Raw genomic sequence first — 25,017 nt, forward strand, 5'->3', positions numbered from 1 at the left:
ATAATGGTTTATGTACGGGAGAAAGAGGTGAAGTCACTTGGCTACTTGGATTTGGATACTCATCGTTATTGCGGCACTTGTTGGAGGTCTGGCATTGGGATTCTTTCTTGCGAGAAAGTACATGATGGATTATTTGGAAAAGAACCCGCCGATCAATGAAGAAATGTTGCGCATGATGATGATGCAAATGGGTCAAAAACCATCACAGAAGAAAATTAATCAGATGATGAGCATGATGAATAAAAACGCAGACGCTCAAAAAGAGCGTGTCAAAAAATAACGATGGTATCATCAGCCGCCGGTTTCATTAATGAGGCCGGCGGCTTTTTCATGTAAATTATCACTTTATACAAAATATTCTAATTTATCCGAAAATTATGTTGCCAATAAATTTTTTAATGTATATAATTACTTTAAAATAAGAGGAGGATAAACCATGAAAAGATTTCACGTGTTCTTTATGCTTGCCATCACGTCTGTACTGCTTGCAGCATGTGCAGATGATTCCGGTGCCGAAGAGGAAGCGGATGAAGGGGACACGGGAGCCGGAGGTTCATCAGGGGACATCACCATCGGCATGAGGGATGAAATGGTCACGCTGGATCTTCACGGGTCGAATGACTCCGCTTCCTCACAGGTGAGGCGGAACATTTATGAGACTTTGATATTCCAGACCGTGGATATGGAACTGGAACCGCGTCTTGCAACCGAATGGGAACGGGTGGAAGACAACGTCCTGAACCTGAAACTCCGGGAAGGCACGACTTTCCATAACGGCTCGGATTTCACGGCAGAAGACGTCAAAGCCACGCTCGACCGGGTACGGGATGAAGCGGTCGCCTCGCAGGTTGCATTTTTATTCGAAATGATTGAGGAAGTCGAGATCGTCGGAGATCATGAAGTGAACCTGCATACAGCGTATCCTTTTGCGCCGCTGCCGAGCCATCTCGCGCATACGACGGCGGGCATAATGAGCAAGGAACTGATTGATGAGGATTATCAGGCTGCATTGGATTCAGCAGGAGTCGATATGACTGCTGAAGAATATTATGAAGTGCGTGAATCTGGCGGACCGGATTATGAGGCGGTCGCCGATCAGATTTCCGAAGACCTCGGCGATGTCATCGGTTCCGGGACCGATGGAACCAACCATCTGAAACTCGAATCGCGATCAGCAGGCGAATCGGTGTCACTCAGCAGGTTCGAGGATTTCCAGGGCGGTGACCGTGATTTTGAAAACGTGATGTTCAGGGTGATACCTGAAAATAGTGTACGCGTGGCCGAGCTTGAGACCGGCGGCATCGATATCGCGACGGACATCGATTCATCGAGCGTCAACAGGATCGAATCGGGTGAATCGACCGAGCTGATCGAACAGGAATCGGTGAGGATGAGTTACCTCGGCTTCAATACAGAGGTTGAGCCGTTCGATGATGTGAAGGTGCGCCAGGCAATCTCCCATGCGATCGACCGTGATGCAATCATCTCGGGTGTCTATGATGATATGGGCATCGCGGCCGAGGGCCCGCTTGCACCGGATGTGTGGGGCTACAACCCGGATCTCGAAGGTGCGGAACATGATTTGGACCGCGCACGTGAACTGCTCTCTGAAACGGATGTGGCGGACGGTTTCAGCACGACGATCTGGGTGGACAACGATCCCCAGATCATCGACACGGCCGTCTACATTCAGGAAAGCTTATCCGAGCTTGGCATCACTGTCACGATTGAACAGTATGAATGGGGTGCCTACCTCGAAACGCTCGCGAACGGCGATCATGACATGTTCATCCTGGGGTGGACGACCGTGACGGCGGATGCGGACTACGGCCTCTATGCACTGTACCATCAGGACAATATGGGTGCACCGGGCAACCGCTCATTTTATGAAAATCAGGAACTGAGTGACCTCCTTGATGCGGGGCGCTCAGAATCGGATGAGGATCTGCGTTATGACATATATCAGGAGGCACAGGAGATACTGGCCGAAGAATTGCCGACGGCATATCTGTTCCATACGAACTTTGCGATCGGCGTCAATTCGGACAACCTGCGCGGGGTGGAGCTCGATCCGACCGGAGGCGTCAGGCTGGATAATGTATCATTCGAATAAAGATCTCAAAAAGCATGCCGCTCCGGCATGCTTTTTTTATGTCCGTACCACTCTGTAACTATTTCCAAATCCGAAATATATGGTAAAATTTTAAAGTGAGGGCTGGATACGGAGGGGGAGAAGGGAATGAAGGTTTTTAAGGATCTGGGATGGTTCTTCAGACAGGAGAAAAGCAGCTATATATTCGGGGTGGTCATGCTGATCCTTGTGGCCCTGATGGAACTCATACCGCCGCAGATCATCGGCAGGGTCATCGACGGCATCACGATGGAGACGCTGACACCGAGGGGTCTTGGGGCATTCATCGGCATTCTGCTCGCTGCAGCGGTGCTTACATACATATTCAGGTACTATTGGCGCATACTCATATTCGGTGCAAGCAACAGGCTCGGCAGGATATTGAGGGAGAGGATGTACACCAAATTCTCATATATGAGCCCGTACTTTTATCAAGAGCGGCGCACCGGGGATTTGATGGCGCATGCGACCAATGACATCCGTGCCGTCCAGATGACCGCCGGCGCCGGGATCCTGACGATCGCCGATTCCATCATCACCGGCGGTGCGGTGCTCATCACAATGGCCGTCACCATCAGTCCGGAGCTCACTTTGATCGCCATGATCCCCCTGCCGTTCATGGTGGTGCTCACAAGCTATTACGGCACGCTGCTCAACAGGGGGTTCCGGAAGGCCCAGGCGGCATTCAGCGAATTGAATGACAAGAGCCAGGAGAGCATCGCCGGCATCAAAGTCACAAAAACATTCGGCTACGAAAAAAGTGATCAGGAAGATTTCAAGGCGCTGAGCGATGATGTGGTGGAGAAGAACCTGAAGGTGTCGAAAGTGGATGCATTGTTCGACCCGACGATCATGCTCGTCATCGGGGCGAGCTATTTCCTCTCGATCATTTTCGGGGCACAGATGGTGCTCTCGGATGAAATCACACTCGGCCAGCTGATCACTTTCACGACCTACCTCGGCATGATGGTTTGGCCGCTCCTTGCGCTCGGCTGGTTCTTCAACCTCGTCCAGCGGGGCCGTGCTTCATATGAAAGAATAGAAGAGATCATGCAGACTGAAAATGATATCGGTCAGGAATATATGATTGAAGATGCGCCGGACGGCGACATCGAATTCGACATCGGTGCTTTTAACTTCCCGGGCAATGGTGAAACTGCACTTAGGGATATCAGTTTCGAGATCAAAAAAGGGCATACTGTCGGCATCGTCGGACGGACCGGTTCCGGGAAAAGTGCATTGATCCGTCTGCTGCTGCGTGAGTTCGACACGAACAACCCGGAAGACATCACCTATGGCGGTGAGGCTTTAAGGGATTACAACATCGTCAACCTGAGGGCACAGTTCGGGTATGTCCCACAGGATCACTTCCTGTTTTCAACGACGATCAGGGATAATATCGCTTTTGCGGACCCGGGACTGGATGATGAAGTGATCCATGAAGCGGCACGCCTTGCGAACATCCATGAAGATATACTGGGCTTCCCGGACGGGTATGATACGGTCGTCGGTGAACGGGGCGTCTCGCTGTCCGGCGGTCAGAAACAGCGTATTTCAATCGCAAGGGCGCTGATCACAAATCCGGAAGTGCTGATACTCGATGACTCGCTGTCGGCGGTGGATGCCCAGACGGAAGCCACGATCCTTGAAAACATTTCAAGGGTGAGGCACGGCAAGACGAACATCATCACCGCACACAGGATGAGCGCGGTCTCAAAAGCGGATCAGATCATCGTCATGGACAGGGGGACGATTGTCGAACGCGGCACCCACAGTGAACTCCTCGCCCGGGGTGGATGGTATCACGATACTTACAGCCAGCAGGCACTCAGACAGAGCCTGACGGAGGAACTGGATGATCTTGTGAAGGGGGATGAAGGGGATGAATGACATCAAGGAAACAGTCCATCTGACAGCGAGGGATCAGCTCAAGGTCCTCATGCGTCTGATTTCCTACACCTATCCTTTTAAATGGACCATCATCCTGGCCTTCGTCATGCTGATATTTTCCACCGTTGCCGGGATGATCATCCCTTATCTTGTGATGGTCTTCATCGATGATTATCTGACGCCGGCGGTGTTCCCGGAAGACGAGATCACGATGCTCATTGTGATTTTCCTTACCGTACAGATCATCGGTGCAGTGACGACATACATGAACATCTACCTGTTCCAGTATCTCGCTTTCAAAGTCATACAGCAGCTCAGGATCGATGCATTCAATAAAATCGGCCGCCTCGGCATGAGATACTTCGATAAAGTGTCCGGCGGGAGCATCGTCTCCAGGCTGACCAATGATACGGAGGCGATCGTCGAGATGTTCATCGGGGTGTTCGCGACTTTCCTGATGGCATTCTTCATGATGGCTTCAAGTTACGTGATGATGTTCGTGCTCGATGTGAGGCTCGCCTTCATCGCACTCATCTTCATGCCGCTGATATTTTTGATCATGCTCATTTACCGTAAATATTCGGCGGTGTTCTTCTCCTATACGCGGCAGCTGCTGGCGGATTTGAACGCGAAGCTCGCAGAATCGATTGAAGGGATGAAGATCATCCAGGTCTTCAACCAGCAGGACCGCCTTCAGGGTGAGTTCAACCGGATCAATGCCGAGCATTATGAATATACGATGAAGACCGTACGCCTGGACGGCCTGCTGCTCCGGCCCGCGATCAGCATGATCCAGATACTCGCCATCGCGGTCATTCTCGGTTACTTCGGCCTGCTCAGCTTCGAGTCTTCAATCACCGCCGGGCTGATATTTGCATTCATCCAGTATATGGAACGTTTTTTTGAGCCGATCAACCAGGTCAGCCAGAACTTGAGCATTTTCCAGCAGGCGCTCGTATCAGCGAGCCGTGTTTTCAGGCTGATTGATGAAGATACACTTGAACCGGAACAGACACCCCGGACGGAACATGAAATCACGGACGGCCGCATCGATTTTGAGAATGTCACTTTCAGTTATGACGGCAGGACCGATGTGCTGAAAAACATCAGTTTCACCGCCATGCCGGGTGAGACCGTGGCGCTCGTGGGCCACACAGGCTCGGGTAAGAGTTCCATCATCAACCTGTTCATGAGGTTTTATGAATTCGATGAAGGGCGCATCCTGATTGACGGGCACTCCATCAAAACACTGCCGAAGCAGGAACTGAAGAACAACATCGGCCTTGTGCTTCAGGATCCGTTCCTCTTCTACGGGACGATCGAGTCCAATATCAGGCTGTACCATCCGACGATGACATTCGAAGCGGTGCAGACAGCAGCAGAGTTCGTCGGTGCAGATAAGTTCATAGAAGCACTGCCGGGCGGCTACCATCACAAGGTGCTTGAAAAGGGCAGCACTTTATCCAGCGGGGAGCGGCAGCTGATCGCTTTTGCAAGGACGATGGCTGTCGATCCGAAAATACTCATCCTCGATGAGGCGACGGCGAACATCGATTCCGAGACGGAGGAAGAGATACAGAAATCCCTGAATGTGATGCGGAAGGGCAGGACGACACTTGCGATCGCCCACAGGCTCTCAACCATCCAGGATGCCGACCAGATCCTCGTTTTGAACAAGGGCGAAATCGTGGAGCGGGGCACGCATGATGAGCTGATCAGCCGAAAGGGCATCTATCATAAGATGTATCTGCTCCAGAACGGGCAGTGAAATGACCAAATGTCATAATTTATTCTAAATAAAAACCGCCCATCCGATTGCATGTCTGATAGAATACAATTGAATGGGGGGATATTTATGGGTAGTGAAGTCACTTTTTTACTGGCATTTGGAGCAGGTGTGCTCAGTTTTGTCTCGCCATGTGTGCTGCCGGTCTTCCCGGCCTTCGTTTCCTACATAACGGGGATGAGTTACAACGAAGTTGAAAATCAGAAATTTAATGCGCGTGCAATCTTCCATACATTATTTTTCCTTGTAGGGTTCAGTTTGATATATATTGCACTTGGATTCGGAACCTCCTTCTTCGGAGGCATTTTCATCGAATACGGAAATCTCATCAGACAGATCGGTGCGATACTGATCATCGTGTTCGGTCTTGTCATCACCGGGGTCTTGAGGTTCGAATTCCTGATGAAAGACAGGAAGGTCAACTTCAAGAACAGGCCTGCAGGGTTCCTCGGGTCCATTTTAATCGGCATGGCTTTTGCGGCAGGCTGGACGCCGTGCAACGGGCCGATCATCGGAGCGATCTTCGCGATGAGCGCAACCGAACCGAATAATGCGCTGATGCTGATGGTCGTCTACTGCTTAGGTTTCGGTGTACCGTTTTTTGTCCTCAGTTTCTTCGTCTCCAAAACACGCTGGATGCTCAAGTATTCCAATGCCATCATGAAAGGCGGCGGAATCGTCATGATACTCATGGGCATACTGCTGTACTTTGACGGACTGACTCAGATTATAATTTGGTTGCAGCCATTATTTGGTGATTTCCAAGGATTTTAAGGGTGGTCGAATGTTGGATTTAGATTGGGAAATGATATTGTTCACACTCGCTTCGATCATGGCGGTGTTCATGGGCATCGGGGTGATTTTCGTGCGCCAGAGGGCATCGGCACGTCCGCTCAGCCTTAAAAAGATCGTGATTCCGCCGGTGATGATGTCGACGGGCGCCCTGATGTATGTCTTTCCATACTTCCGGCTGTCCGGAGTCGAGATTTTGGAAGCACTCATCATCGGCCTGGCATTTTCCCTGCTGCTTGTCTTTACGACACGCTACGAGGAAAAGGATGATGAATTATATGTAAAACCGTCAAAATGGTTCATCGGCATATTGTTCGGGTTATTGATCTTAAGGCTGGGACTGAAATCCATCCTGTCTCTGTCCATTTCACCCGGCGAGATCGGCGGGATGTTCTTCCTGCTCGCATTCATAATGATTGTGGTATGGAGATTGTCCATGCTGGTAAAATACAGGAATTTTAAAAAGCAGCAGGCTATTTAGCCAGCTGCTTTACTTTTTCCGTCTGTTCGAATATGGAGAACTTCTCTTTTTCATCATCCGCATATTGGAACAGCTCCTCATAAGGGGTATAGTCTATACCCAGCTGATCCAGCTTTTTCTTCATGAATCTGTGGTCCTTCTTGGGCGTTGCTATGATGTAGCCTTTCATGATCTGATCAAGCTTTATCTCTTCCACGCCTTCATCCAGCGCAATCTTTGATATCCTGCCGGCGATCCGCTCTTTTGCCACCTGCCTGAACAGCTCGGGCACCGGGCTCACCAGTTCATTCAAAAGTGCTTTAGTGTCATCGTTCCAGAGCGGCAGTGCCGTCCGGATGTAATAATCCTGCCAGTCGAGTTCACTGTACCCGTCTTCTTTCGGCATCCTTCTCAAAAACTTCCTGAACATGAAAAATCCGCCTGTGAAAAACAAGCCGACCATTATGATCATCCACAGGGTAATTCCCCACATGAACAACGTATCAGTCATACCCTTCACCTCACCATCATTATATTCGTAAAAATGAAATATGTCCATATGCTGATTTGTGACGATATATAGGACGAGGAGGTGAAGCACATGCATAAAAGTACAAGCGCAAGGTTCTATTATTTGACGACGGATTCAGCAGGCAAGGAAATCCTGCGTTACCGCACAGTACCGAACATCAATATCCAGGCGGGGAATGACGCGATCAACCAGCTCAAGGACGTTTTTGAAGCATTGACCAACGATGTATACGCCATTGTGGAGAAGGAAGAGACTTACGTGATCGGTTAATCAAATGAAGAGGAGCATTTAAAATGGAGAAAAGACTCGTTGTCGTATTCAATACAGATGCCAACAGACGCTTCACGATGAATTTCCGCAACCCGGATGAATCACTTACAGAAGCAGGATTGCTTGAGGCTGCGAATAACCTTATCGCATCCGACGCACTCGACCCGATGCAGGGGAAGCCGGTCAATGTCGAGTCGGCGAAAATCGTCAGCACTGAAACCCAAGTCATCATCTGATGGACTGGATCCCCTTTGTGAGCGATGTCGGTTTCCCGGTAGTGATTACATTTTTCCTCCTCCACAGGATGGAAAGGAAACTGGATGATCTGATCATCACTATCCGACAGCTCCAAAATATTGCGCCCTGATTTTTATCAGGGCGTTTTTTTAGTATAATTGATTTGAGGTGTTATTTATGAAAATTTTACATACCGCCGACTGGCATATCGGCAAGAAATTGAACGGCAGGGATCTGCTGGAAGACCAAAAATTCGTGTTGGAACAGCTCATCGGGCATATTGAAACGTTGAAACCCGACATCATCGTGATTGCAGGGGACATCTATGACCGCAGCAACCCGCCAAGGGAGGCGCTGAACCTGGTCAACCATTATCTTCACAAGATGAATGTCGAAATGGGGCTTCCGGTCCTGATAAACAGCGGCAACCATGATTCGAGGGCGCTGCTCGACTACGGATCTGAATGGTTCAAGGCGACGGATCTGCATATACATACATCACTCGAGGAGGTGTTCACGCCCGTCACCATCGGCGGCATCAATTTTTATCTGGTGCCGCACATCGATGTCCTCGAGGCGCGCCACCATTTCGACGACAGCGGACTGCGTACGCATCATGACGTATATGAATACATCACGGAGCGGATGAAGCCCGATCTTGAGGAGCAGAATATACTGATCGGCCATCTCTTCATCCAGGACGGTGCACAGAGCGATTCCGAACGGGCACTGTCCATCGGGATGTCCGAGGAAGTGGACAGCACCATATTCGATGATTTCGATTATGTGCTGCTCGGCCATCTGCATCACCCTTTTGCGATCAATCATGAGAAGATTTTTTACAGCGGTTCCCTATTGAAGTACTCATTCAATGAAGTCCATCAGCCGAAAGGGTTCAGGTGGCTGGATACGGAGGCGGGGACCGTCAAATTCATACCGCTCTCACCGATGCATGACATCGTCGAGTTCGAAGGCGATTTCGACGACCTCATCAATGAGAGGGTGGATTTCGACGATAAGGATGCATACTTCAAATTCACATTGAGCAATTTAAGCCATGTGAAGGAACCGATGTCGAAGATCAAGATGATCTATCCGAACACCCTTGAGCTGAAGGTGAAGACGGACGACCATGACTTCAATATGACGACGATCGATATGAAAGAGACGAGTGACTATGATATATACGCTTCATTCATAGAAGAGATCGCCAAGCGGCCGCCGACTGAAACCGAGACAGAGATTTTTGAAGAATATTTTGGAGGTGGCCATAATGAAGCCCATTAAACTGGAGATGGAATATTTCGGCCCCTTCAAAAGTGAAGCGATCGATTTCGGCAGCGTCGAAGGGCAGATGTTTCTGATCAGCGGGAAAACGGGTTCCGGCAAGACGATGATCTTTGACGCCATCACATTCGCACTGTACGGCCAGACATCCACATCGGACCGTGATGAAGATTCGGTCAGAAGCCAGTTTGCGACGGATGACGATCTATCGAGAGTCAGCCTGGAATTCAAAATAGGGGAGCATGCCTACAGGGTGGAGCGGGAACTCAGCTTCAATAAAGCGGGCAGGAAGTCGAAAGTCCCTTCCAAAGCGGCACTGTATGGAGAAGACGGCAGCGTAATTGAAAGCTCCGTGACCGGTGTCACGGCGAAAGTCATCGAAATCATCCAGCTGACGGCCGAGCAGTTCAGGCAGATACTGATCCTGCCGCAGGGGGAATTCAAGCGGCTGCTCGTCTCGACGAGTGAGGAAAAACAGAAGATTTTAAGGACTTTATTCCGGACGGAGCGGTTTGTGCACTTTGAATTGAAGCTGCGGGAACTTGAGAAGAGCGTACAGGCCGAAATGCACCAGCTCGAGGCGAAAATCTCTGAACAGCTGAGCACCCTGCCCGAGAATGAGGACCATCCGAGTTTCCACCATAGACTGTCCTCACTGGAGAAAAAGATTGAAGATACACGCCTTGAATCCGCCCGGCTGGCTGAAGGAATAGAGAAGGCGAGAACAGAACGGGATGCGCTGCAGGAGGGATTGAATAAAAAGACTGCACATAATGAAAAAGTGGCAAAACTGCAGCAATTGACCGGACAGCGGGATCATCTTGAAAGCCGTGCAAGGGACATGCGTATGCTGGAAGCAGAGATCAACGATTATAAAAAGGTGGGGACCATCAGTTTTGAGCTCAGACGCGAGCAGGAGCTCGAACGTCAGATCGCCGAATCGGAAAAAAGGCTTGAAAACCTCAACCGGGATTATGACCGCATACAAAATGACCACTCGATGCTCCAGGAAGAACTGTCAGACCTCCAAAGCAGGGAAGAAGCGATCCATGAGAGCGAACGTTTCATCACACGCAATGAGCGCTTCCTGAATGACCGTTTTGAAATGCTTCCTGCGGAGCTTTCCCGGTTGGATCACGAACTGGAAGCGCTCCGGAAATCCAGGAGCCTCCTGGAGGAGGAATATCAAGCATTCAGGGCGGAGCTTGAAAGCCTGACCGTCTCAAATGATGTGATTGAACAGCTCACTTCAAGGAAGCATGCACTGGAAATCAAAAAGCAGGAAATGAAAAGCTTGATTGCGCAGGAAGAGAAGTACAGAGGGTATGACAAGGAGATTGAAGCCCTCGAAGAGAAGCTGCGCGTCAACGGGGAAAAGCATGATGAATGCGTCCGGAATCTTGATGATTTGAAATCTTCGGTGCAGACCAAATTCAAGGCGGAAGATCGCGAACACATCGAACATCTCGTCAGCCATCTTGAAATCGGCGGCACGTGTCCGGTATGCCAGAAGACGGTCGAGGAGATGCCCGGCGCGCCGTATTATATGAGCGGTGAGGAAGAGCAGCAGATTAAGTCGCTGAATGCCCGCATTGAGTCATTGAAGGGGGAAGAATCCTCACTCCAGCAGGAAAGGCAGTTGTACAAAGCACTGCTGAAAGATGCAGAGCGCAGCTCCCTACAGGCGCTTGCGGAGGAAATGGCGTCTCTTGAAGATGAATCAGGCTGCGTATCAAAAGAGCTTGAAAATGCAAGGGCAGAGCGTGAAAGGAAAGAAGTCCTCCAAAAGGAGATGACGGAAAAATCCAACTCACTCCATGAAGTGAACATAAAAATGGAGAAAAACGACCACAGGCGCATTCAGTTCGAGGAACATCTCAATGAATTCAAAAAAGAGACCGGGTTTTCGAAATACGGTGATTTTAAACAACATATGGAAAAGATCAAAAAGGAAGCGGAGGCATACAGGCAGCACAGGAAATCACTGGAGGAACGCCGTGATGCTTTAAATCATGAGTTCACCAGGATCTCACAGTCCATCAGGAGCCTTAATGAAGCGGTGATGAGCGACAAGGAGAAGGTCAGGGAAATGACTGTTATAGTGGACGGCTTTTTAAATGAGGAACCGTTCATCGACAGGGCCGAGCTGCATGAGATACTCGGCAGACGCGATATGGACGCAAAAGAGCAGGAAGTCCAGGCATTCCACCGTGAAAAGTCATCGACCGACATGCAGATTGAAGCCGTCAAAAAGGAACTGGATCACGAAGAAATGTATGATCTCAGTGAGGACCGGTCACTGATCGAGCATGCCGCTGCCGAAGTGGAGCAGCTGCAGACCGGACTTGCCGTGCTGCACAATGATATCAGGCAGTTCCAGCGTGTATTCGACACGGTGTCTGAGTATATCGGCGATTATGAGAAGAAGAAAGAGCGCCATCATGCGGTACACGAACTCGTACAGAAAGTCGCGGGCAACAACCACAGTAAAATCTCACTGGAACGCTACGTCCTCACTTATTTCCTTGAAAAGATACTGAACATCGCGAACAAACGGCTTTTGGAAATGACGCATCACAGGTATGCGCTGATCCGCAGCACATCCCAGGCACGGCGCAAGACCGGGCTCGATATCGAAGTGTTCGATTACTACAATAATTCATCGAGGCATATCTCCTCGCTGTCCGGCGGCGAAACATTCCAGGCTTCACTGTCCCTGGCGCTCGCACTCAGTGAAGCGGTTCAGCAGGAAGCGGGCGGCATCAATCTCGATACGATGTTTATCGATGAAGGTTTTGGTACACTGGATAAAGAGACTCTGGAAATTGCCATTTCAACTCTTGTCGATCTGCAATCGGGCGGGAAGACAATCGGCATCATCTCCCATGTCACCGAATTGAAGGAACGGTTGAACCACATTCTGGAAGTCAAATCGGAAGATGAAATAAGCACAGCCACATTCAATCTGTAGTGTCTTATTTCTGATTCAGGAAAGAAGTGTCAGCATGAAGAGAAAATTGTCGGATTTCTTTAATGAAAGAAATTTCGTTGTCGCGAATTTAATCTTTGGGGCATTCATCGCCATATTGAACCAGACACTGCTCGTCACGGCCGTCCCGTCCATCATGGAAGATCTTAATATCCCGTTCAGCACGGCACAATGGCTGACAACGGGATTCTTCCTTGTGAACGGGATCATGATTCCCGTGACCGCATTTCTGATTAATAAGTTCACGACCCGGAAGTTATATATATTCGCAATGACCTTGTTCACGATCGGGACGATCATTGCGGCAGCAGCCCCTGCTTTCGGCCTGCTGCTTGTGGGGCGCATCGTCCAGGCGGCAGCGGCGGGCATCATGATGCCCTTATCCCAGGTGGTGCTGCTCAAAATGTTCGCACCTGAAAAGCGCGGGCGGGCCATGGGGCTGTTCGGCCTGATCATCGGTTTTGCACCGGCGGTCGGACCGTCACTGTCCGGCTATATTGTTGAAATCTGGCCGTGGCGGACGTTATTCATCATCATTGCACCTTTTGCTGCAGTGAACATATTATTTGCATACAGGTTCATGAGGAACGTCACTGAAACGACGGATCCGCCTGTGGATTATACATCGATCATCCTCTCTACACTCGGTTTCGGCGGCATGCTCTACGGATTTTCGGTTGCAGGCATGCGCGGATGGACGGACCCGGAAGTCGTGCTGCCGATCATCATCGGCGGCATCATCGTCTTCATCTTTGTCCGCAGGCAGCTGAGGCTTGATATACCGCTTCTGGAACTCAGGGTGTTCAAAAACAAATATTTCCTGCTCAGCACACTCATCGGGGTGATCGTATTCACATCGATGGTCAGTGCAAACAACATTCTGCCGGTGTTGATGCAGGATATGCTCGGGTACACCGCATTCGAATCGGGCCTTGCATTATTCCCGGGTGCATTGCTGATGGGCGGGTTCGGTCTCGCAGCGGGCTTTTTATTCGACAAATACGGCATCAAGGTGCTGACGGTGATTTCACTCGGGATCATTTTTGTGACCTCCGTCATGCTGGCAGTGCTGGATGAAAATACATCATGGATATACTTGACGATCGTCTATTCTTTCCGCCTCATCGGGGCGGGACTGTCGATGATGCCGCTCACGACGTTTGCGATGAATGCACTGGAAGACCATCTGCTGCCGCACGGGACATCGATCAACAATACGATGAGACAGATCGGCGGGTCATTGTTCACAGCCCTGCTGATCACGATCATGACAGGATTTGCGATCAATGCATCCGCAGGCGAGCCGACGATCGCCGAAGAAATCATGGGCGTCAACGTCTCCTTCATCGTGGCTGCCGTCCTCGCATTCATCGGCCTCGTCATGGCCTTCTTCCTGAAGGAACAGAAGAGGAGGAAGATGGTCGAGGAATAAAGGCAGCGCATGGACATACTAATTTCACAATATTATATAAAAACACAGACAACTCGTGTTTTTAATTTGGTATATTAAAAGTAGTTGAAATATGGAGGGTATTGATTGAAGAAATTTATTTTGTTTACACTGATCTCTTCATTGCTGCTTGCTGCCTGCAGTGACTCGGATGTTGAAACAATGTCCAGTTTCGGTAATGAAATCGGGGAGTATTCGGTGACGAATCAAGACGGTGAGACCTTTACAAATGAAGATATGGAAGGCAAGGTATGGCTCCTTGATTTCATATTCACAAATTGTGCGACGGTCTGTCCTCCAATGACTGCCAATATGACACATGTCACACAGGAGCTCGAAGAGCTTGGTGTTGAAGACTACGGTGTCCTGAGTTTCTCGGTCGACCCGGAAAATGATACACCCGAGGCCCTGACGGAATACATCGAGTATTATGAGGTGCCTGAAGGCACAGAGTGGCATCTGGTGACGGATTATGATTATGACTTCATCCGCGGATTTGCGGAACAGAATTTCAAGACGATTGTGGCACCGCCGCCATCGGGCAGTGACCAGGTCACGCACGGGACGAGCTTCTATCTGATTGATTCGGATGGCGTCGTCAGGAAGTCCTACCCGGGGCTTGATACCGGAGATACGAGCTTCCCCGTCGATGAAATCGTTGATGATGTTGCGACATTGACCGCGGAAATAGATATGGAATGACTTTAAAAGAGCAGACAGCTGCTCTTTTTTTGATTTGACATATTTATAACCCGGTGAAATATGTTATGATGTTTTAGTTATTCAAGGGAGGCGGTCGAATGTCGGTACGTAAAGAACGTTATTACATAGCTTTGTTGCTGCTCGCGATCATTTTTATAGGGGGATCCCTGCGCTCGCCGATTTCATCCATCGGTCCGCTGGTCCCTTTCTTCAGTGAGGATCTCGGCCTCAGCAATACGATGATCGGTTTCCTGAACACCCTGCCGCTTCTGGCATTCGGCCTGTTCTCGCCCTTCATACCGGGTATTGCGCGGAAATACGGCATGGAGATCCCTTTGCTGATTTCAATGATTTTTCTGACCGCAGGAATCTTCATGAGGGGGATGGACGGCACGGTCATGCTGTTTTTCGGAACTGCGGTGATCGGCCTCTCCATTGCGGTCGGCAACGTCCTCTCGCCGGGTCTCATCAAGGCGACTTTCCCGTTTAAGGTCGGCCTGATGACGGGGCTGTATTCTTTTTCAATGAATATCGTGAGTGCCCTGTCGGCGGGGCTTTCCGTAAGTGTGGCCGCCGCCAGCGGATATGACTGGCGGACGGCGCTCGCAATGTGGGGCATATTCCCCCTGATTGCCGTATTTGTGCTGATTCTGAGGATGCCGCGGGTGATGGAGGAACGGAAGAAGGTCTTCAAAGCAATTGATGGCAGGCCGTCCAAGAAACTGTGGAATTCCCCGCTTGCATGGGCTGTGACGTTTTATATGGGGCTCCAGTCCCTGATTCCATATACTTTGTTTGCCTGGCTGCCGGCGATACTGGTGGATAAAGGTTTCAGCGAGACGGAAGCGGGATGGATGCTCACAATCTATCAGCTGGGACTCCTGCCGACGACCTTCATCGCACCGCTCATCGCTTATAGATTTTCGGACCAGCGGGTGCTCGGTGTATCGAGCGGCCTGATGTTCGCAACGGGCCTTTTAGGTGTTTTGCTGATGCCGGTGCACTGGATGATCATACCGTTCCTGAGCCTTACCGGCATCGGTGCCGGCACCACTTTCAGCCTGGCGATGATGTTCTTCGTGCTGCGCTCTAATTCGGTGGAACAGTCGGCACAGCTGTCGGGGATGGCCCAGTCCGTCGGCTATGTGCTGGCGGCGACCGGTCCTTTACTGCTTGGGATGCTTGCCGAATATACCGGCTCATGGAGTCCTTCCATGATGATACTGATTGCGGTGTCATTAATGATTGCCGTCTTCGGATATTTTGCAGGCAGTAACAGAACCGTGACAAACGGGGTTCGATAAAATATCATCTTTTGCATGAGGACTTTTTTTGGTCTGTTATGCTACGATTAATAAAAACAGGAAAGGCTGATTTTATGAGGAATGTAATACTGGACTGCGATCCGGGACATGATGATGCAATCTCCATCATCATCGGGGCATCAAAAAGGAGCGGACTGAACATACTCGGCATCACCACGGTTGCGGGGAATGTGGAAGTCGAAAAGAATACGAGGAACGCCCTGCAGGTCTGTGAACTGATCGGTTTGGATGTGCCTGTTGTTGAAGGTGCTGTGCGGCCGCTGGTCAGGGAAAGCGAAATTGCACCTGAAATCCACGGAGAGACCGGCCTCGACGGCCCTGTGCTTGAAGCGCCGCGCAAAGAGAAATCATCGGGCCATGCGGTCGACTTCATCATTGAACAGGTGAAAAAGAGTGAGGGGAAAGTGACGCTCGTTCCGACCGGGCCCCTTACGAACATCGCGCTTGCTTTGATCAAGGAACCTTCAATAAAGGACAATATAGACGAGATTGTCCTGATGGGCGGAGGCACGTTCGGCAACTGGACGCCTGCTGCAGAGTTCAACATCTATGTGGATGCAGAGGCTGCGAAAGTGGTGTACGAAAGCGGCGTTCCGGTCACGATGTTCGGACTGGATGTCACGCACCAGGTCATCGCAGATGAGGCGATCATCAATCGGGTGGCTGAGATCGACAACATCACCGCCGGGTTCGTGAAAGAACTCCTGATTTTCTTTGCCGAAACTTACAGAAACCATTTCGGTTTTTCAGGCGGACCGATTCACGATGCATGTACGACGATGTACCTGATCGACCCGGATATGTTCAACTTTGAAGATGTGAACGTCACGATCGAGACGAAAGGTGAAGCTACATACGGGATGACCGTGGTCGACCTGCTAAAAACTACGGGCAAAACGGAAAACGTCAAATTCGCAACCGGTGTGGATGAAGAGACATTCTGGAACGTCTTCCTGGACATCCTTGATTCGTATGGTGAAACCAATGCGGAAGCCTAAGGTCACCGTCATCGGCAGCATCAATATGGACCTTGTGACCATCACCGATGAAGTGGCGATGCAGGGTGAGACCGTCCACGGAAAGGACTTCCGGACACTCCACGGCGGCAAGGGCGCAAACCAGGCCATTGCCGCCTCGCGCCTCGGAGCCGACGTATCCATGATCGGGAAAGTCGGGGATGATGATTTCGGACGCGCGATGCTTGAAAACTTTGAGTCGAACGGTGTGGATATTAAGGGAGTCGGCATTGAAAAAGACACCCCTTCAGGCATTGCGAACATCATCGTTTCAGATAAAGACAACCGGATCATCATCGTTGCCGGGGCCAACGGCAAGGTGGGACGGGCACATGTCGACCGGTATGCTGAAATCATCCGGGAGAGCGATATCGTGCTCGTCCAGTTCGAAATACCGATGGAGACTGTAAAGCATGCAATCGATATATGCCGCCGGGAAAATGTCCCCGTCATTATCAACCCGGCACCGGTCACAGCGCTTGAGGATGCCTACTTTGAAGCTGCCGCTTATATCACACCGAATGAACATGAGCGCGCAAAACTCTTTAAAATGCGTGATGACGGCCTGCCGGAGCATCATGAGAAACTGATCACGACACAGGGCGCACAAGGTGCGTCATACTTCGAGGAGGGCAAAGAAATCATACTGCCGCCGAAAAGTGTCGAAGTGGTGGATACGACCGGGGCTGGGGATACCTTCAATGCCGCGTTCGCTGTTGCCATCGCCGAAGGAAAAGGTATCGAAGCGGCGATCAATTTCGCGAATGCCGCCGCAGGTATTGCGGTCGGTAAAATCGGTGCACAGAACGGGATGCCGAAGCGGGAAGACCTCCAATAATCATGTAAACTCAGAACTCCCGCAGGTCCAATAATGGACGTGCGGGAGTTTTAATGTAGATTCACATGATTTTAATTCGTTTTTTGAGCCATTCTGACGAGGGTCCTTGCGACCGCCTTCTTCTCGTCATCATTTTCAGTCGTTTTCCAAAGCTCTTTTAGAACCTGTTCTTCACGGTTCCGCGGTTCTTCACTTGAAGCCAGATAATCCGCCACTTTAGTGGCAGCTTTTGCGAGCTGGTCTTCATTCATGCCCATCTTCTCGCCTTTGCTCACCTGATCGCCTAAATAATTGATGAACTTGTCATAGTTCTGCAGGATTTGATCCTTGTCTTCCTAATCCATGTTGCGTGCTTCTTCTGGGTTATTCACATTCTCGTTACTCATACTACGCCTCCTATAAATTTGAATTTCTTGAATTGAATTCGCGTAATTCCAATAGGACGTTGTAAGTATCTTGTGATGTCATTCCATCTATTGAACAAGCTTCCCGTTATATAGATGTTCCATACATTTAAAATATAAACATCCAATCAATTTATCAGCATACCGAGGCGAACGGCTTCCAGTTAAAAGGTAGTTGAAAACAGACCGGGTCAGATCAAAATTGTCACACCCTGAAAATTAATATATGATCAGTTATACATTAACTTCGAGGAGACGAACATGAAGAAGCGCAATTACAATATTGACATTCTAAAGGGCCTGGCAATCATTGCCGTTATTTTGATACATAGCTTACCAGATGAAATGCTGCTTGCCATTTTATCTCCTTTCTACATTTGGCAGGCCGTTCCTGTATTCATGCTGCTGGCCGGGTATAATACAGCCCAGTCTTTTCAGCGGAGAGGTTTCATCAGTCTGAACCAGTTCTATAACTTCCCTTCCTTTACAAAAAGGTTGAAAGGCTGGTTTATCCCTTTCTTTTCATATGGATTATCCAGGTCATCATCCAATTTCTAATGATGGATGGATTGGATTTTAAAACTTTACTGATATCTTTATTCGCCGGCGGATGGGGTCCCGGAAGTTACTTCATACCTGTCATTATACAGGCGACACTGATATTGCCTTTAATATATATGGTGCTTAAAAAGAATCTGACTGCTGGTGTGATCGCTCTATTCTTCATCAGCATATTGGTGGATGCAATATGCATGATGATGGATGTTCCGGGAAGTGTGTACAGGATCATCGTCGTCCGTTATATATTTGCCTTGGTTTTAGGTGTCTGGTTAGCTCTGAACACTAAAAATATAAACTATAAATGGCTGATTCCCCTAGCCATTCTGAGTGCGGTCTATATCGCAGGTGTGTATTATCAGGGGTGGGAATTTTTCATAGAAAGATATTGGCAGAGCCAGCATGTGCCGTCTTATTTCTGGACATTATTACTCGTCATCATCGGGCTCCGGGCCTATCAATTCAAAGCAGCCAATCCTCTCAGCAGATTACTGGTGAAAATGGGGCAGGCTTCCTACCACATATTTTTGGTCCAGATGTTTTATTTCTGGGTGATTGCAGACAGTATCAGTGATTTTCCACTCATGATTTATTCAGTCATAAGCCTGGCGGTCTGTATCGTATTCGGAATATTATTCTTCAATGCTGAAAACGGATTGAGAAATAGAATAAAATTACAGAGGCAATAAAACCCGACATCTCCAAAGAGGTGTCGGGTTCTTTTGTAAGGGTGCTTTTTAAATCAGCACACCGAATCGTTTGATTTGGGGACGGACAATCCGAATAAAGGTCTCAAGTACAGTGCAAGGAATGTGCCGCCGATCGCGACGATGCCCCAGATGTAGCCGTGCAGGCTGAATGATGCGATGCCGCCGAAGTATGCACCGATGTTGCAGCCGAATGCAAGGCGTGCACCGTAGCCCATCATCAGACCGCCGATGACGGAGGCCATGAAATTGCCTCTTGTAATCTTGGTGAACTTGAACAGTCCGCCTGCTGCCGATGCGATGAACGCACCGAGTATGACACCGAAGTTCAGGATTGTCGTGGAGTCTGCAAATATGGATGAGTTCAACGCCGTTGCCGCTTCACCCTGCCAGTATCCCCAGCTTGCCACATCAAAACCGATGAACTGCGCGGCTTTCGAGCCCCAAAGTGCAAACGCGGAAGTGATGCCCCACGGCTCGCCGCGTGTCATCAGCGTCAGTGCGTTCAGCACCGCAAGTGCGATTGCCGCAGCCCACAGGGGCCATGAGCCCCTGAAGATCCGCTTCCAGCCGCGGGCGCTTGGAAGGGGCGCGATTTTAGGTGAGTTCTTCTTCCTTTCAACGACTTTGCTGATATACGCGATGACCGCAAAGATGATCAGTGAAACGATCAGTGCACCGCCGTAGCCAAGGTTAGTCGAGGTCGCGAGGGAGAATTCTCCCATTGACGGCATTTCCTCTGTCCAGAACGGCAGGTGCGCCGCCCCGATCGTCGTACCGATGATGAAGAAAATCAAGGTGATGAACATGACGGTACGTCCGCCGCCGATGGCGTATAGCGTCCCTGAAGCACATCCGCCACCGAGCTGCATGCCGATGCCGAAGATGAAGGCACCGACAATCAGGCTGACGCCGACAGGTGCGACATAACCCGCCACCTCAGCACCGAAGAATGACAGGCCGAGTGCCAAGACCGGTGCGAATAATACAGTCGCCGCACCGAGCATCAGCATATGTGCCCTGAGCGCTTCACCGTTGCCGACCGACATGAGCCGCCTGAATGCGGAAGTGAAACCGAAACGTGCATGGAACAAAGTGTAGCCGAGCAAGAGCCCGATTACGAGCAACACCGGCTGGATGATCACCTGCGTCACTGCCAAATATATGAATAAAACCAGACTGACTAAAATACCGCCGCCGATCAGTAGTTTCTGCGGATCTTTCAGCGCATCCACATCGCGGTGGACCGGATCCATCACTTTACTGACCGTATTAATATTGGTGGTCAAATGAATTCCTCTTTTCCTAGTTATTAAATATGAATTGTAATTATAAAAGGGAATGTGTGATTTGTCAAAGGTGCTGACTGAAAAAAGCAGCGCTCATATGAGCGCTGCTTATTTTAATCGATTGAACTTTAAGCATGCATCCTCTTCGCCCGTATATAAAGCAGTATGTAGATGATCATCGCCATCAGGACGGAACCTGCGGAAGCGGCATAAATCGACGCATAGCCGAACATGAATGCCATCTGGCCGAACAATATCGCGCCGAGGCCGATGCCGAGGTCGAAGAATGAGAAGAAGGTGGCATTCGCCATCCCGCGCCTGTTGGCAGGTGCATTTTCCACGGACCATGCCTGGAGCGCCGGCTGGACGCTGCCGAAACCGAGGCCGTACAGGGAAGCGGCGATCAGCAGGACGGTGGTGTTCGGCAGCCATGCGAGCAGCAGCATTGCGATGAAGATCATGAAAGCACCCGGCATGAACACATACAAGTGACCTCTCCTGTCATATATCCTGCCAGCAAACGTCCTCGAGATCATCAGGAATGCCGCATACAGCAGGAAATACAGCTCAATACCCTGGATGCCGCGTTCTATCGCAAAGATCGGAAGGAACGTCGCAATACCGCCGAAAGTCGCCGTGATGAAGAATAGCAGAATGGAGGGCTTGATGGCGGTCTTCTCAAAAATGTCGAATTTGAGTTTTGCGGCCCTCGTTTCTGACGCCTCCACTTTCTTATAACGGATTCTTGAAGCAAAAAGCAGTGCCATCAAACCGCATGCCGCACATATCAGGAACAGCTGGGGAAATGATATCACTCCGACAAGCGTCAGGCCGAGCGTCGGTCCAAGCGCAAGTGCCAGGTTGCCTGATAAGCCGAAATATCCAAGACCCTCGCCGCGCCGCTTCGGCGGGATGATGTCCGTTGCGATTGTACCGCCTGCAGTGGTTGAAAACCCCCATCCCATCCCCTGGACGATCCTTAAAATGAATAAAAACAATATGCTTGAAATGAAGCTGTAGCTCGCAATCGACAGGACGAAGACGGCAAGGCCGGTCATATAGACGAACTTCCGGCCCTTTGATTCCAGAGCGTGTCCCGCATACGGCCTGAGCAGAAGCGCAGAGAACGTGAATATACCGACGATCAGCCCGACGAGCTGATCATTCCCGCCGAGCTCTTTTAAAAAGAGGGGGAGGGTCGGCAAAGTCATCTGGAAACCGAAAAACACAAAAAAGTTGGCCAGGCAGACGAAGACGAAATCACGGGTCCAGATCCTGTCTTCCGCGGGCCCACTTTGTCTGTGCGGCTGAACATTCATGAAGAGACCCCTTTTCTTTTGAAGTTTAATTCCATTATACATATAAATTATAAGCCATACTATATTTATGACGGAATTCGAAGGATTTTATAATGAAATATACTTTTAGCAGGGATGCTACCTGAATTGTGACAGAAAAACTTCATTATAATAATTTAATAATTAGGAACATTAATGAAAGTATTGTATTCAATGAGCCCTATACATTATCATTAGTCGGCGGTATTCAGTACGGCGCATATAAGGAGGTTCATTATGAAAAATAACAGAAGAAATAAAAAACTTAATTTTGAAAAGATAAAACTGATGCGGACACCAAAGATCACCCTGGAGACTCTGGTGAATATTTTGTCGGTCATCGCAGGAGCATTCATATTTTCAGTGGGGATAAACGTCTTCATGATTGCAGGAAACCTGGGTGAGGGCGGCGTCACTGGACTTTCCATCATCTTCTTTTACGCATTCGACATACCACTGGCAGTTTCAACATTGATCTTAAATGGCATACTGCTGATCATCGGATTCAGGTTCCTGTCGAAAAGGGCGATGTACTACACAATTTTTGCGGTCATCATGATGTCGTTTTTCCTCGGGGTGACCGGTTCATGGTCGATCGAGAACGATGAAATCATGCTCAATGTATTGTTTGGCGGCCTGCTGATCGGGCTCGGCAACGGGCTGGTCATCAGAATCGGAGCGACCACGGCAGGTTCTGCGATCATCGGGCGGATCGCCAATAAATATCTGGACATCAAAATCGCAAACGCGATACTCGCAGTCGATATGCTCGTCATCCTGCTCAGCCTGACGGTGCTTTCAGTCCAGCAGGTGCTGCTTACGGTCGTTGCGATGTTCACGGCGGTCAAAGTGATGGACTTCGTCATCGAGGGTCTGAATCCGAAGAAGGCGATCACGATCGTATCATCAAAACCGGAAGCGCTCGGCACATTGATCAACAGCGAAATCGGCCGGGGTGTGACGATGGTGAACGGCAAGGGGTTTTATTCCAAGGAAGAGACGGACATACTGTATGTCGTCATCAATAAATCGAGGCTGGTCAGGCTGAAGCGGCTCATCAAGAAATATGATGAAGACGCCTTTGTCGTGGTGAACGATGTGAACAGCGTGCTCGGCAGTTCGTTCGTATAAAAAGTTAAAAAATCAAAAGCGTTTTTATTGACCTATTTTGACCAATGTGATATAAAATAATTGTAAAAAGATATCATAATGTTTGGGAGGAGTTGGTATGGCATTGGAAAACATGTATATCAATGAAAAAGGTACACCTCTGAAGCATTTGGAGCAGCATGGGGAAAGCTGCAGGAGTGAAGCACTCTCCGGCGGCGCTTTTGTTGAAGCTGAAGGGTTCCGCAGTTGGGAAGAGTATTTAGACTCAATCGATTTAGTTAGGCAAATTAGCAGGAAAACCAGTTAATTTCTATACTAAGGAGTGATATGTTATGGCTTATGATATGAAACCATTCAACAGAGATTACTTTGATATGAGTCCAAGTGAAATGTTCAGGGATTTCGGCAGACAGTTCTTCAGCAACTTCCCGGAAACGAAAAGTGTCAGAACCGACATCAAGGAAATGGAAGACCGCTACGAATTGACTGCAGAACTGCCGGGCTTTACGAAAGATGCGATCGATGTATCCTATGAAAACGGCCTGCTTACAATCAAAGCGGAAAACAATATGATGAACGAAGCAAAAGATAATGAAGGCAGGGTCATCCAGAAGGAAAGATCCTTCAGCAACGTGAAGCGGATGTATTCGATCAGTAACGTCGATGAGGACAACATCGATGCCTCCTTCAAGGACGGCATACTGTCACTCTCACTGCCGAAGCTTGAGAAGAACAAGCGGAAGTCAATCGAGATAAAAGAAGGATAGAAATAAAGAAGAGACCTTTTTAAAAGGTCTCTTTTTTTTGTTTTATAAAGCGTCAATCACCGGTATGGTCATCCATCTTCAAATCCTTATAGTTATATTCAAGGTCAGGTGAGCCGAGATAATCGGCAGCCTCCTTGAATGAGGCGTGAAAGAAGTCGAGGACCGTTTCGGCATCCGGTTCGCCGACATCGGTTTTGATCTCCATAATATATTCAGCCATCCTTTTGTTGAAATAGGCGCCTGAAGGGAAATCCCCCGTCACATCCAGTTCTTCTCCATCGACGAAAGGGTAGGGCAGAACGAAGAATGTCGGATTATCGAAGTCATGATCCCCGAGCCAGAAGCCGAATTCGATCATCTGCTCATCGAACGCTGCCCGCTCGATCACCTTCGAATCATCCGGAAATGGCCGGTATTCATTATAGACGAGGATGCAGGAGACATCGAAAGTGCCCCAGAACAAGCCGGGATGGACTTTCCTGTTCCTGAGCGGTGCGATGAATTTCATCTCCGTATCTTTTGCGAAATGAAACCATTTAAGCACTTCAATGGCGGTTTCCCGGTCATAGTGATGGTGCTCCGTATCCGACTCGAACGGGACGGCGGACTTCATTTCCTGCGGCCTGGTGTTGATCGTGATATCAAGGCCGAGGTCCTGCGTCACAGTAATGAGTTCATAATAGTAGTCACGGATGGATTTGCCATCGGTCATCTGGATGTTGTTTTCATTGTCGATTGTTCTGATGGTGATGATATGATCTGCGAGGTTCGCTTCAATTTCAAAGTAAATATCATTGCACTTCAGACTGCCTGTGGAAAAACCACGGGTCGTTATCTCCAAAATGACATGCTCCCATTGCGGCTCCTTCGGTGCACATTCCAATTTAATCTTTCCGAGTATCTGAGAAATCAGATGCAGCGTCAATATTTCCTTCTCATGATTTTTATAAAAGCCCATAAACATCACCTCTTGATTACAATTATATACATTTTTTAAATTTGTACTAATTATTTGGATTTCGAGATAATCGAAAACTACAGAAATTAAAAAACTGCGTGCAGAAATTAAAAAACTGTCGACTTTTGAATCAAAAACTCAATTTCTGCATGAAAAAAGGTACAGAAATTGAATTGTTGCGA

The 25,017-nt window shown here is 49.2% G+C and carries 26 protein-coding genes; 21 read left to right on the top strand and 5 right to left on the bottom strand.

All coding sequences use genetic code 11. The features are described 5' to 3' along the window. The first annotated feature begins 37 nt into the window (after window positions 1–37). The 6 genes from LPW40_RS01620 to LPW40_RS01645 all read left to right on the top strand — a co-directional run bounded on the left by LPW40_RS01620 (window position 38) and on the right by LPW40_RS01645 (window position 7,080). Window positions 38–280 carry a YneF family protein gene (locus LPW40_RS01620; protein WP_097038450.1) on the top strand — a complete coding sequence of 81 codons (243 nt, stop codon included), beginning with the start codon at window positions 38–40 and terminating at the stop codon, window positions 278–280. A 156-nt stretch (window positions 281–436) separates the two neighbouring features. Beyond that, window positions 437–2,113: a glutathione ABC transporter substrate-binding protein gene (locus LPW40_RS01625; RefSeq protein ID WP_230820495.1), complete on the top strand. Its 1,677-nt coding sequence runs from the start codon at window positions 437–439 to the stop codon at window positions 2,111–2,113. 126 nt (window positions 2,114–2,239) lie between these two features. Further along, the gene (locus tag LPW40_RS01630) at window positions 2,240–4,021 is read left to right on the top strand and encodes an ABC transporter ATP-binding protein (RefSeq protein WP_230820496.1); all 1,782 of its coding nucleotides are present in this window, start codon (window positions 2,240–2,242) and stop codon (window positions 4,019–4,021) included. After that, window positions 4,014–5,789 carry an ABC transporter ATP-binding protein gene (locus tag LPW40_RS01635; protein WP_269063159.1) on the top strand — a complete coding sequence of 592 codons (1,776 nt, stop codon included), beginning with the start codon at window positions 4,014–4,016 and terminating at the stop codon, window positions 5,787–5,789. The genes LPW40_RS01630 and LPW40_RS01635 overlap by 8 nt, the downstream gene beginning before the upstream one ends. Window positions 5,790–5,876: 87 nt before the next feature. Further along, window positions 5,877–6,581, top strand: a complete 705-nt coding sequence (locus LPW40_RS01640; protein ID WP_230820497.1) for a cytochrome c biogenesis protein CcdA — start codon at window positions 5,877–5,879, stop codon at window positions 6,579–6,581. Window positions 6,582–6,612: 31 nt separating this feature from the next. Next, a complete protein-coding gene (locus tag LPW40_RS01645) occupies window positions 6,613–7,080 on the top strand; it encodes a CcdC family protein (RefSeq protein WP_230821050.1) in 468 nt (155 codons plus the stop codon). On the opposite strand, the gene LPW40_RS01650 is transcribed toward LPW40_RS01645, so the two are convergent. Beyond that, on the bottom strand, window positions 7,073–7,570 hold the full coding sequence (locus LPW40_RS01650) for a DUF2621 family protein (RefSeq protein WP_097039648.1): 498 nt from the start codon (window positions 7,568–7,570) through the stop codon (window positions 7,073–7,075). The genes LPW40_RS01645 and LPW40_RS01650 overlap by 8 nt on opposite strands. A gap of 90 nt (window positions 7,571–7,660) precedes the next feature. Between LPW40_RS01650 and LPW40_RS01655 the strand changes: the two genes are divergently transcribed. The 10 genes from LPW40_RS01655 to rbsK all read left to right on the top strand — a co-directional run bounded on the left by LPW40_RS01655 (window position 7,661) and on the right by rbsK (window position 17,705). Continuing rightward, on the top strand, window positions 7,661–7,861 hold the full coding sequence (locus LPW40_RS01655; protein WP_230820498.1) for a DUF1659 domain-containing protein: 201 nt from the start codon (window positions 7,661–7,663) through the stop codon (window positions 7,859–7,861). Window positions 7,862–7,884: 23 nt separating this feature from the next. After that, window positions 7,885–8,097 carry a DUF2922 domain-containing protein gene (locus LPW40_RS01660; RefSeq protein WP_230820499.1) on the top strand — a complete coding sequence of 71 codons (213 nt, stop codon included), beginning with the start codon at window positions 7,885–7,887 and terminating at the stop codon, window positions 8,095–8,097. Further along, the gene (locus tag LPW40_RS01665; protein ID WP_230820500.1) at window positions 8,097–8,228 is read left to right on the top strand and encodes a YvrJ family protein; all 132 of its coding nucleotides are present in this window, start codon (window positions 8,097–8,099) and stop codon (window positions 8,226–8,228) included. The genes LPW40_RS01660 and LPW40_RS01665 overlap by 1 nt, the downstream gene beginning before the upstream one ends. A gap of 47 nt (window positions 8,229–8,275) precedes the next feature. Then, the gene (locus LPW40_RS01670; protein ID WP_230820501.1) at window positions 8,276–9,385 is read left to right on the top strand and encodes a metallophosphoesterase family protein; all 1,110 of its coding nucleotides are present in this window, start codon (window positions 8,276–8,278) and stop codon (window positions 9,383–9,385) included. After that, window positions 9,372–12,356, top strand: a complete 2,985-nt coding sequence (locus tag LPW40_RS01675) for an AAA family ATPase (protein WP_230820502.1) — start codon at window positions 9,372–9,374, stop codon at window positions 12,354–12,356. The genes LPW40_RS01670 and LPW40_RS01675 overlap by 14 nt, the downstream gene beginning before the upstream one ends. Before the next feature lie 34 nt (window positions 12,357–12,390). Continuing rightward, on the top strand, window positions 12,391–13,806 hold the full coding sequence (locus LPW40_RS01680) for an MDR family MFS transporter (RefSeq protein ID WP_230820503.1): 1,416 nt from the start codon (window positions 12,391–12,393) through the stop codon (window positions 13,804–13,806). 105 nt (window positions 13,807–13,911) lie between these two features. After that, window positions 13,912–14,526, top strand: a complete 615-nt coding sequence (locus LPW40_RS01685) for an SCO family protein (protein WP_230820504.1) — start codon at window positions 13,912–13,914, stop codon at window positions 14,524–14,526. Window positions 14,527–14,624: 98 nt separating this feature from the next. Continuing rightward, window positions 14,625–15,830 carry a CynX/NimT family MFS transporter gene (locus LPW40_RS01690; RefSeq protein WP_230820505.1) on the top strand — a complete coding sequence of 402 codons (1,206 nt, stop codon included), beginning with the start codon at window positions 14,625–14,627 and terminating at the stop codon, window positions 15,828–15,830. 74 nt (window positions 15,831–15,904) lie between these two features. Continuing rightward, window positions 15,905–16,849, top strand: coding sequence for a nucleoside hydrolase (locus tag LPW40_RS01695; protein WP_230820506.1), 945 nt, complete (start codon window positions 15,905–15,907; stop codon window positions 16,847–16,849). Next, on the top strand, window positions 16,836–17,705 hold the full coding sequence (gene rbsK, locus LPW40_RS01700) for a ribokinase (protein WP_230820507.1): 870 nt from the start codon (window positions 16,836–16,838) through the stop codon (window positions 17,703–17,705). Before LPW40_RS01695 ends, rbsK begins: the two co-directional genes overlap by 14 nt. A gap of 71 nt (window positions 17,706–17,776) precedes the next feature. Here rbsK and LPW40_RS01705 read toward each other — a convergent pair whose 3' ends face one another. After that, a complete protein-coding gene (locus LPW40_RS01705) occupies window positions 17,777–18,025 on the bottom strand; it encodes a DUF3243 domain-containing protein (RefSeq protein WP_230821051.1) in 249 nt (82 codons plus the stop codon). A gap of 345 nt (window positions 18,026–18,370) precedes the next feature. Between LPW40_RS01705 and LPW40_RS01710 the strand changes: the two genes are divergently transcribed. Continuing rightward, window positions 18,371–18,667, top strand: a complete 297-nt coding sequence (locus tag LPW40_RS01710; RefSeq protein ID WP_230820508.1) for an OpgC domain-containing protein — start codon at window positions 18,371–18,373, stop codon at window positions 18,665–18,667. Continuing rightward, window positions 18,643–19,356, top strand: a complete 714-nt coding sequence (locus LPW40_RS01715) for an acyltransferase family protein (RefSeq protein WP_230821052.1) — start codon at window positions 18,643–18,645, stop codon at window positions 19,354–19,356. The genes LPW40_RS01710 and LPW40_RS01715 overlap by 25 nt, the downstream gene beginning before the upstream one ends. Window positions 19,357–19,409: 53 nt before the next feature. Here the strand turns inward: LPW40_RS01715 and LPW40_RS01720 are convergent, their stop codons facing one another. After that, window positions 19,410–20,630, bottom strand: a complete 1,221-nt coding sequence (locus tag LPW40_RS01720; RefSeq protein WP_230821053.1) for a YeeE/YedE family protein — start codon at window positions 20,628–20,630, stop codon at window positions 19,410–19,412. Between the two features lie 161 nt (window positions 20,631–20,791). After that, window positions 20,792–21,982 (bottom strand): MFS transporter, encoded by a 1,191-nt coding sequence (locus LPW40_RS01725; RefSeq protein ID WP_230820509.1) that lies wholly within the window; start codon window positions 21,980–21,982, stop codon window positions 20,792–20,794. 255 nt (window positions 21,983–22,237) lie between these two features. Here LPW40_RS01725 and LPW40_RS01730 point away from each other — a divergent pair, with 255 nt between their 5' ends. From LPW40_RS01730 to LPW40_RS01740, 3 genes are all read left to right on the top strand, one after another. Beyond that, window positions 22,238–23,131, top strand: a complete 894-nt coding sequence (locus LPW40_RS01730; RefSeq protein ID WP_230820510.1) for a YitT family protein — start codon at window positions 22,238–22,240, stop codon at window positions 23,129–23,131. Window positions 23,132–23,228: 97 nt separating this feature from the next. Next, window positions 23,229–23,417 carry a hypothetical protein gene (locus LPW40_RS01735; protein WP_230820511.1) on the top strand — a complete coding sequence of 63 codons (189 nt, stop codon included), beginning with the start codon at window positions 23,229–23,231 and terminating at the stop codon, window positions 23,415–23,417. Window positions 23,418–23,442: 25 nt separating this feature from the next. Beyond that, on the top strand, window positions 23,443–23,877 hold the full coding sequence (locus tag LPW40_RS01740; RefSeq protein ID WP_230820512.1) for an Hsp20/alpha crystallin family protein: 435 nt from the start codon (window positions 23,443–23,445) through the stop codon (window positions 23,875–23,877). Between the two features lie 52 nt (window positions 23,878–23,929). Here the strand turns inward: LPW40_RS01740 and LPW40_RS01745 are convergent, their stop codons facing one another. After that, window positions 23,930–24,835, bottom strand: a complete 906-nt coding sequence (locus LPW40_RS01745) for a DUF5996 family protein (RefSeq protein ID WP_230820513.1) — start codon at window positions 24,833–24,835, stop codon at window positions 23,930–23,932. Window positions 24,836–25,017: the final 182 nt, after the last annotated feature.

Source organism: Salinicoccus halitifaciens (assembly GCF_021026095.1).
Taxonomy (GTDB): domain Bacteria; phylum Bacillota; class Bacilli; order Staphylococcales; family Salinicoccaceae; genus Lacicoccus; species Lacicoccus halitifaciens.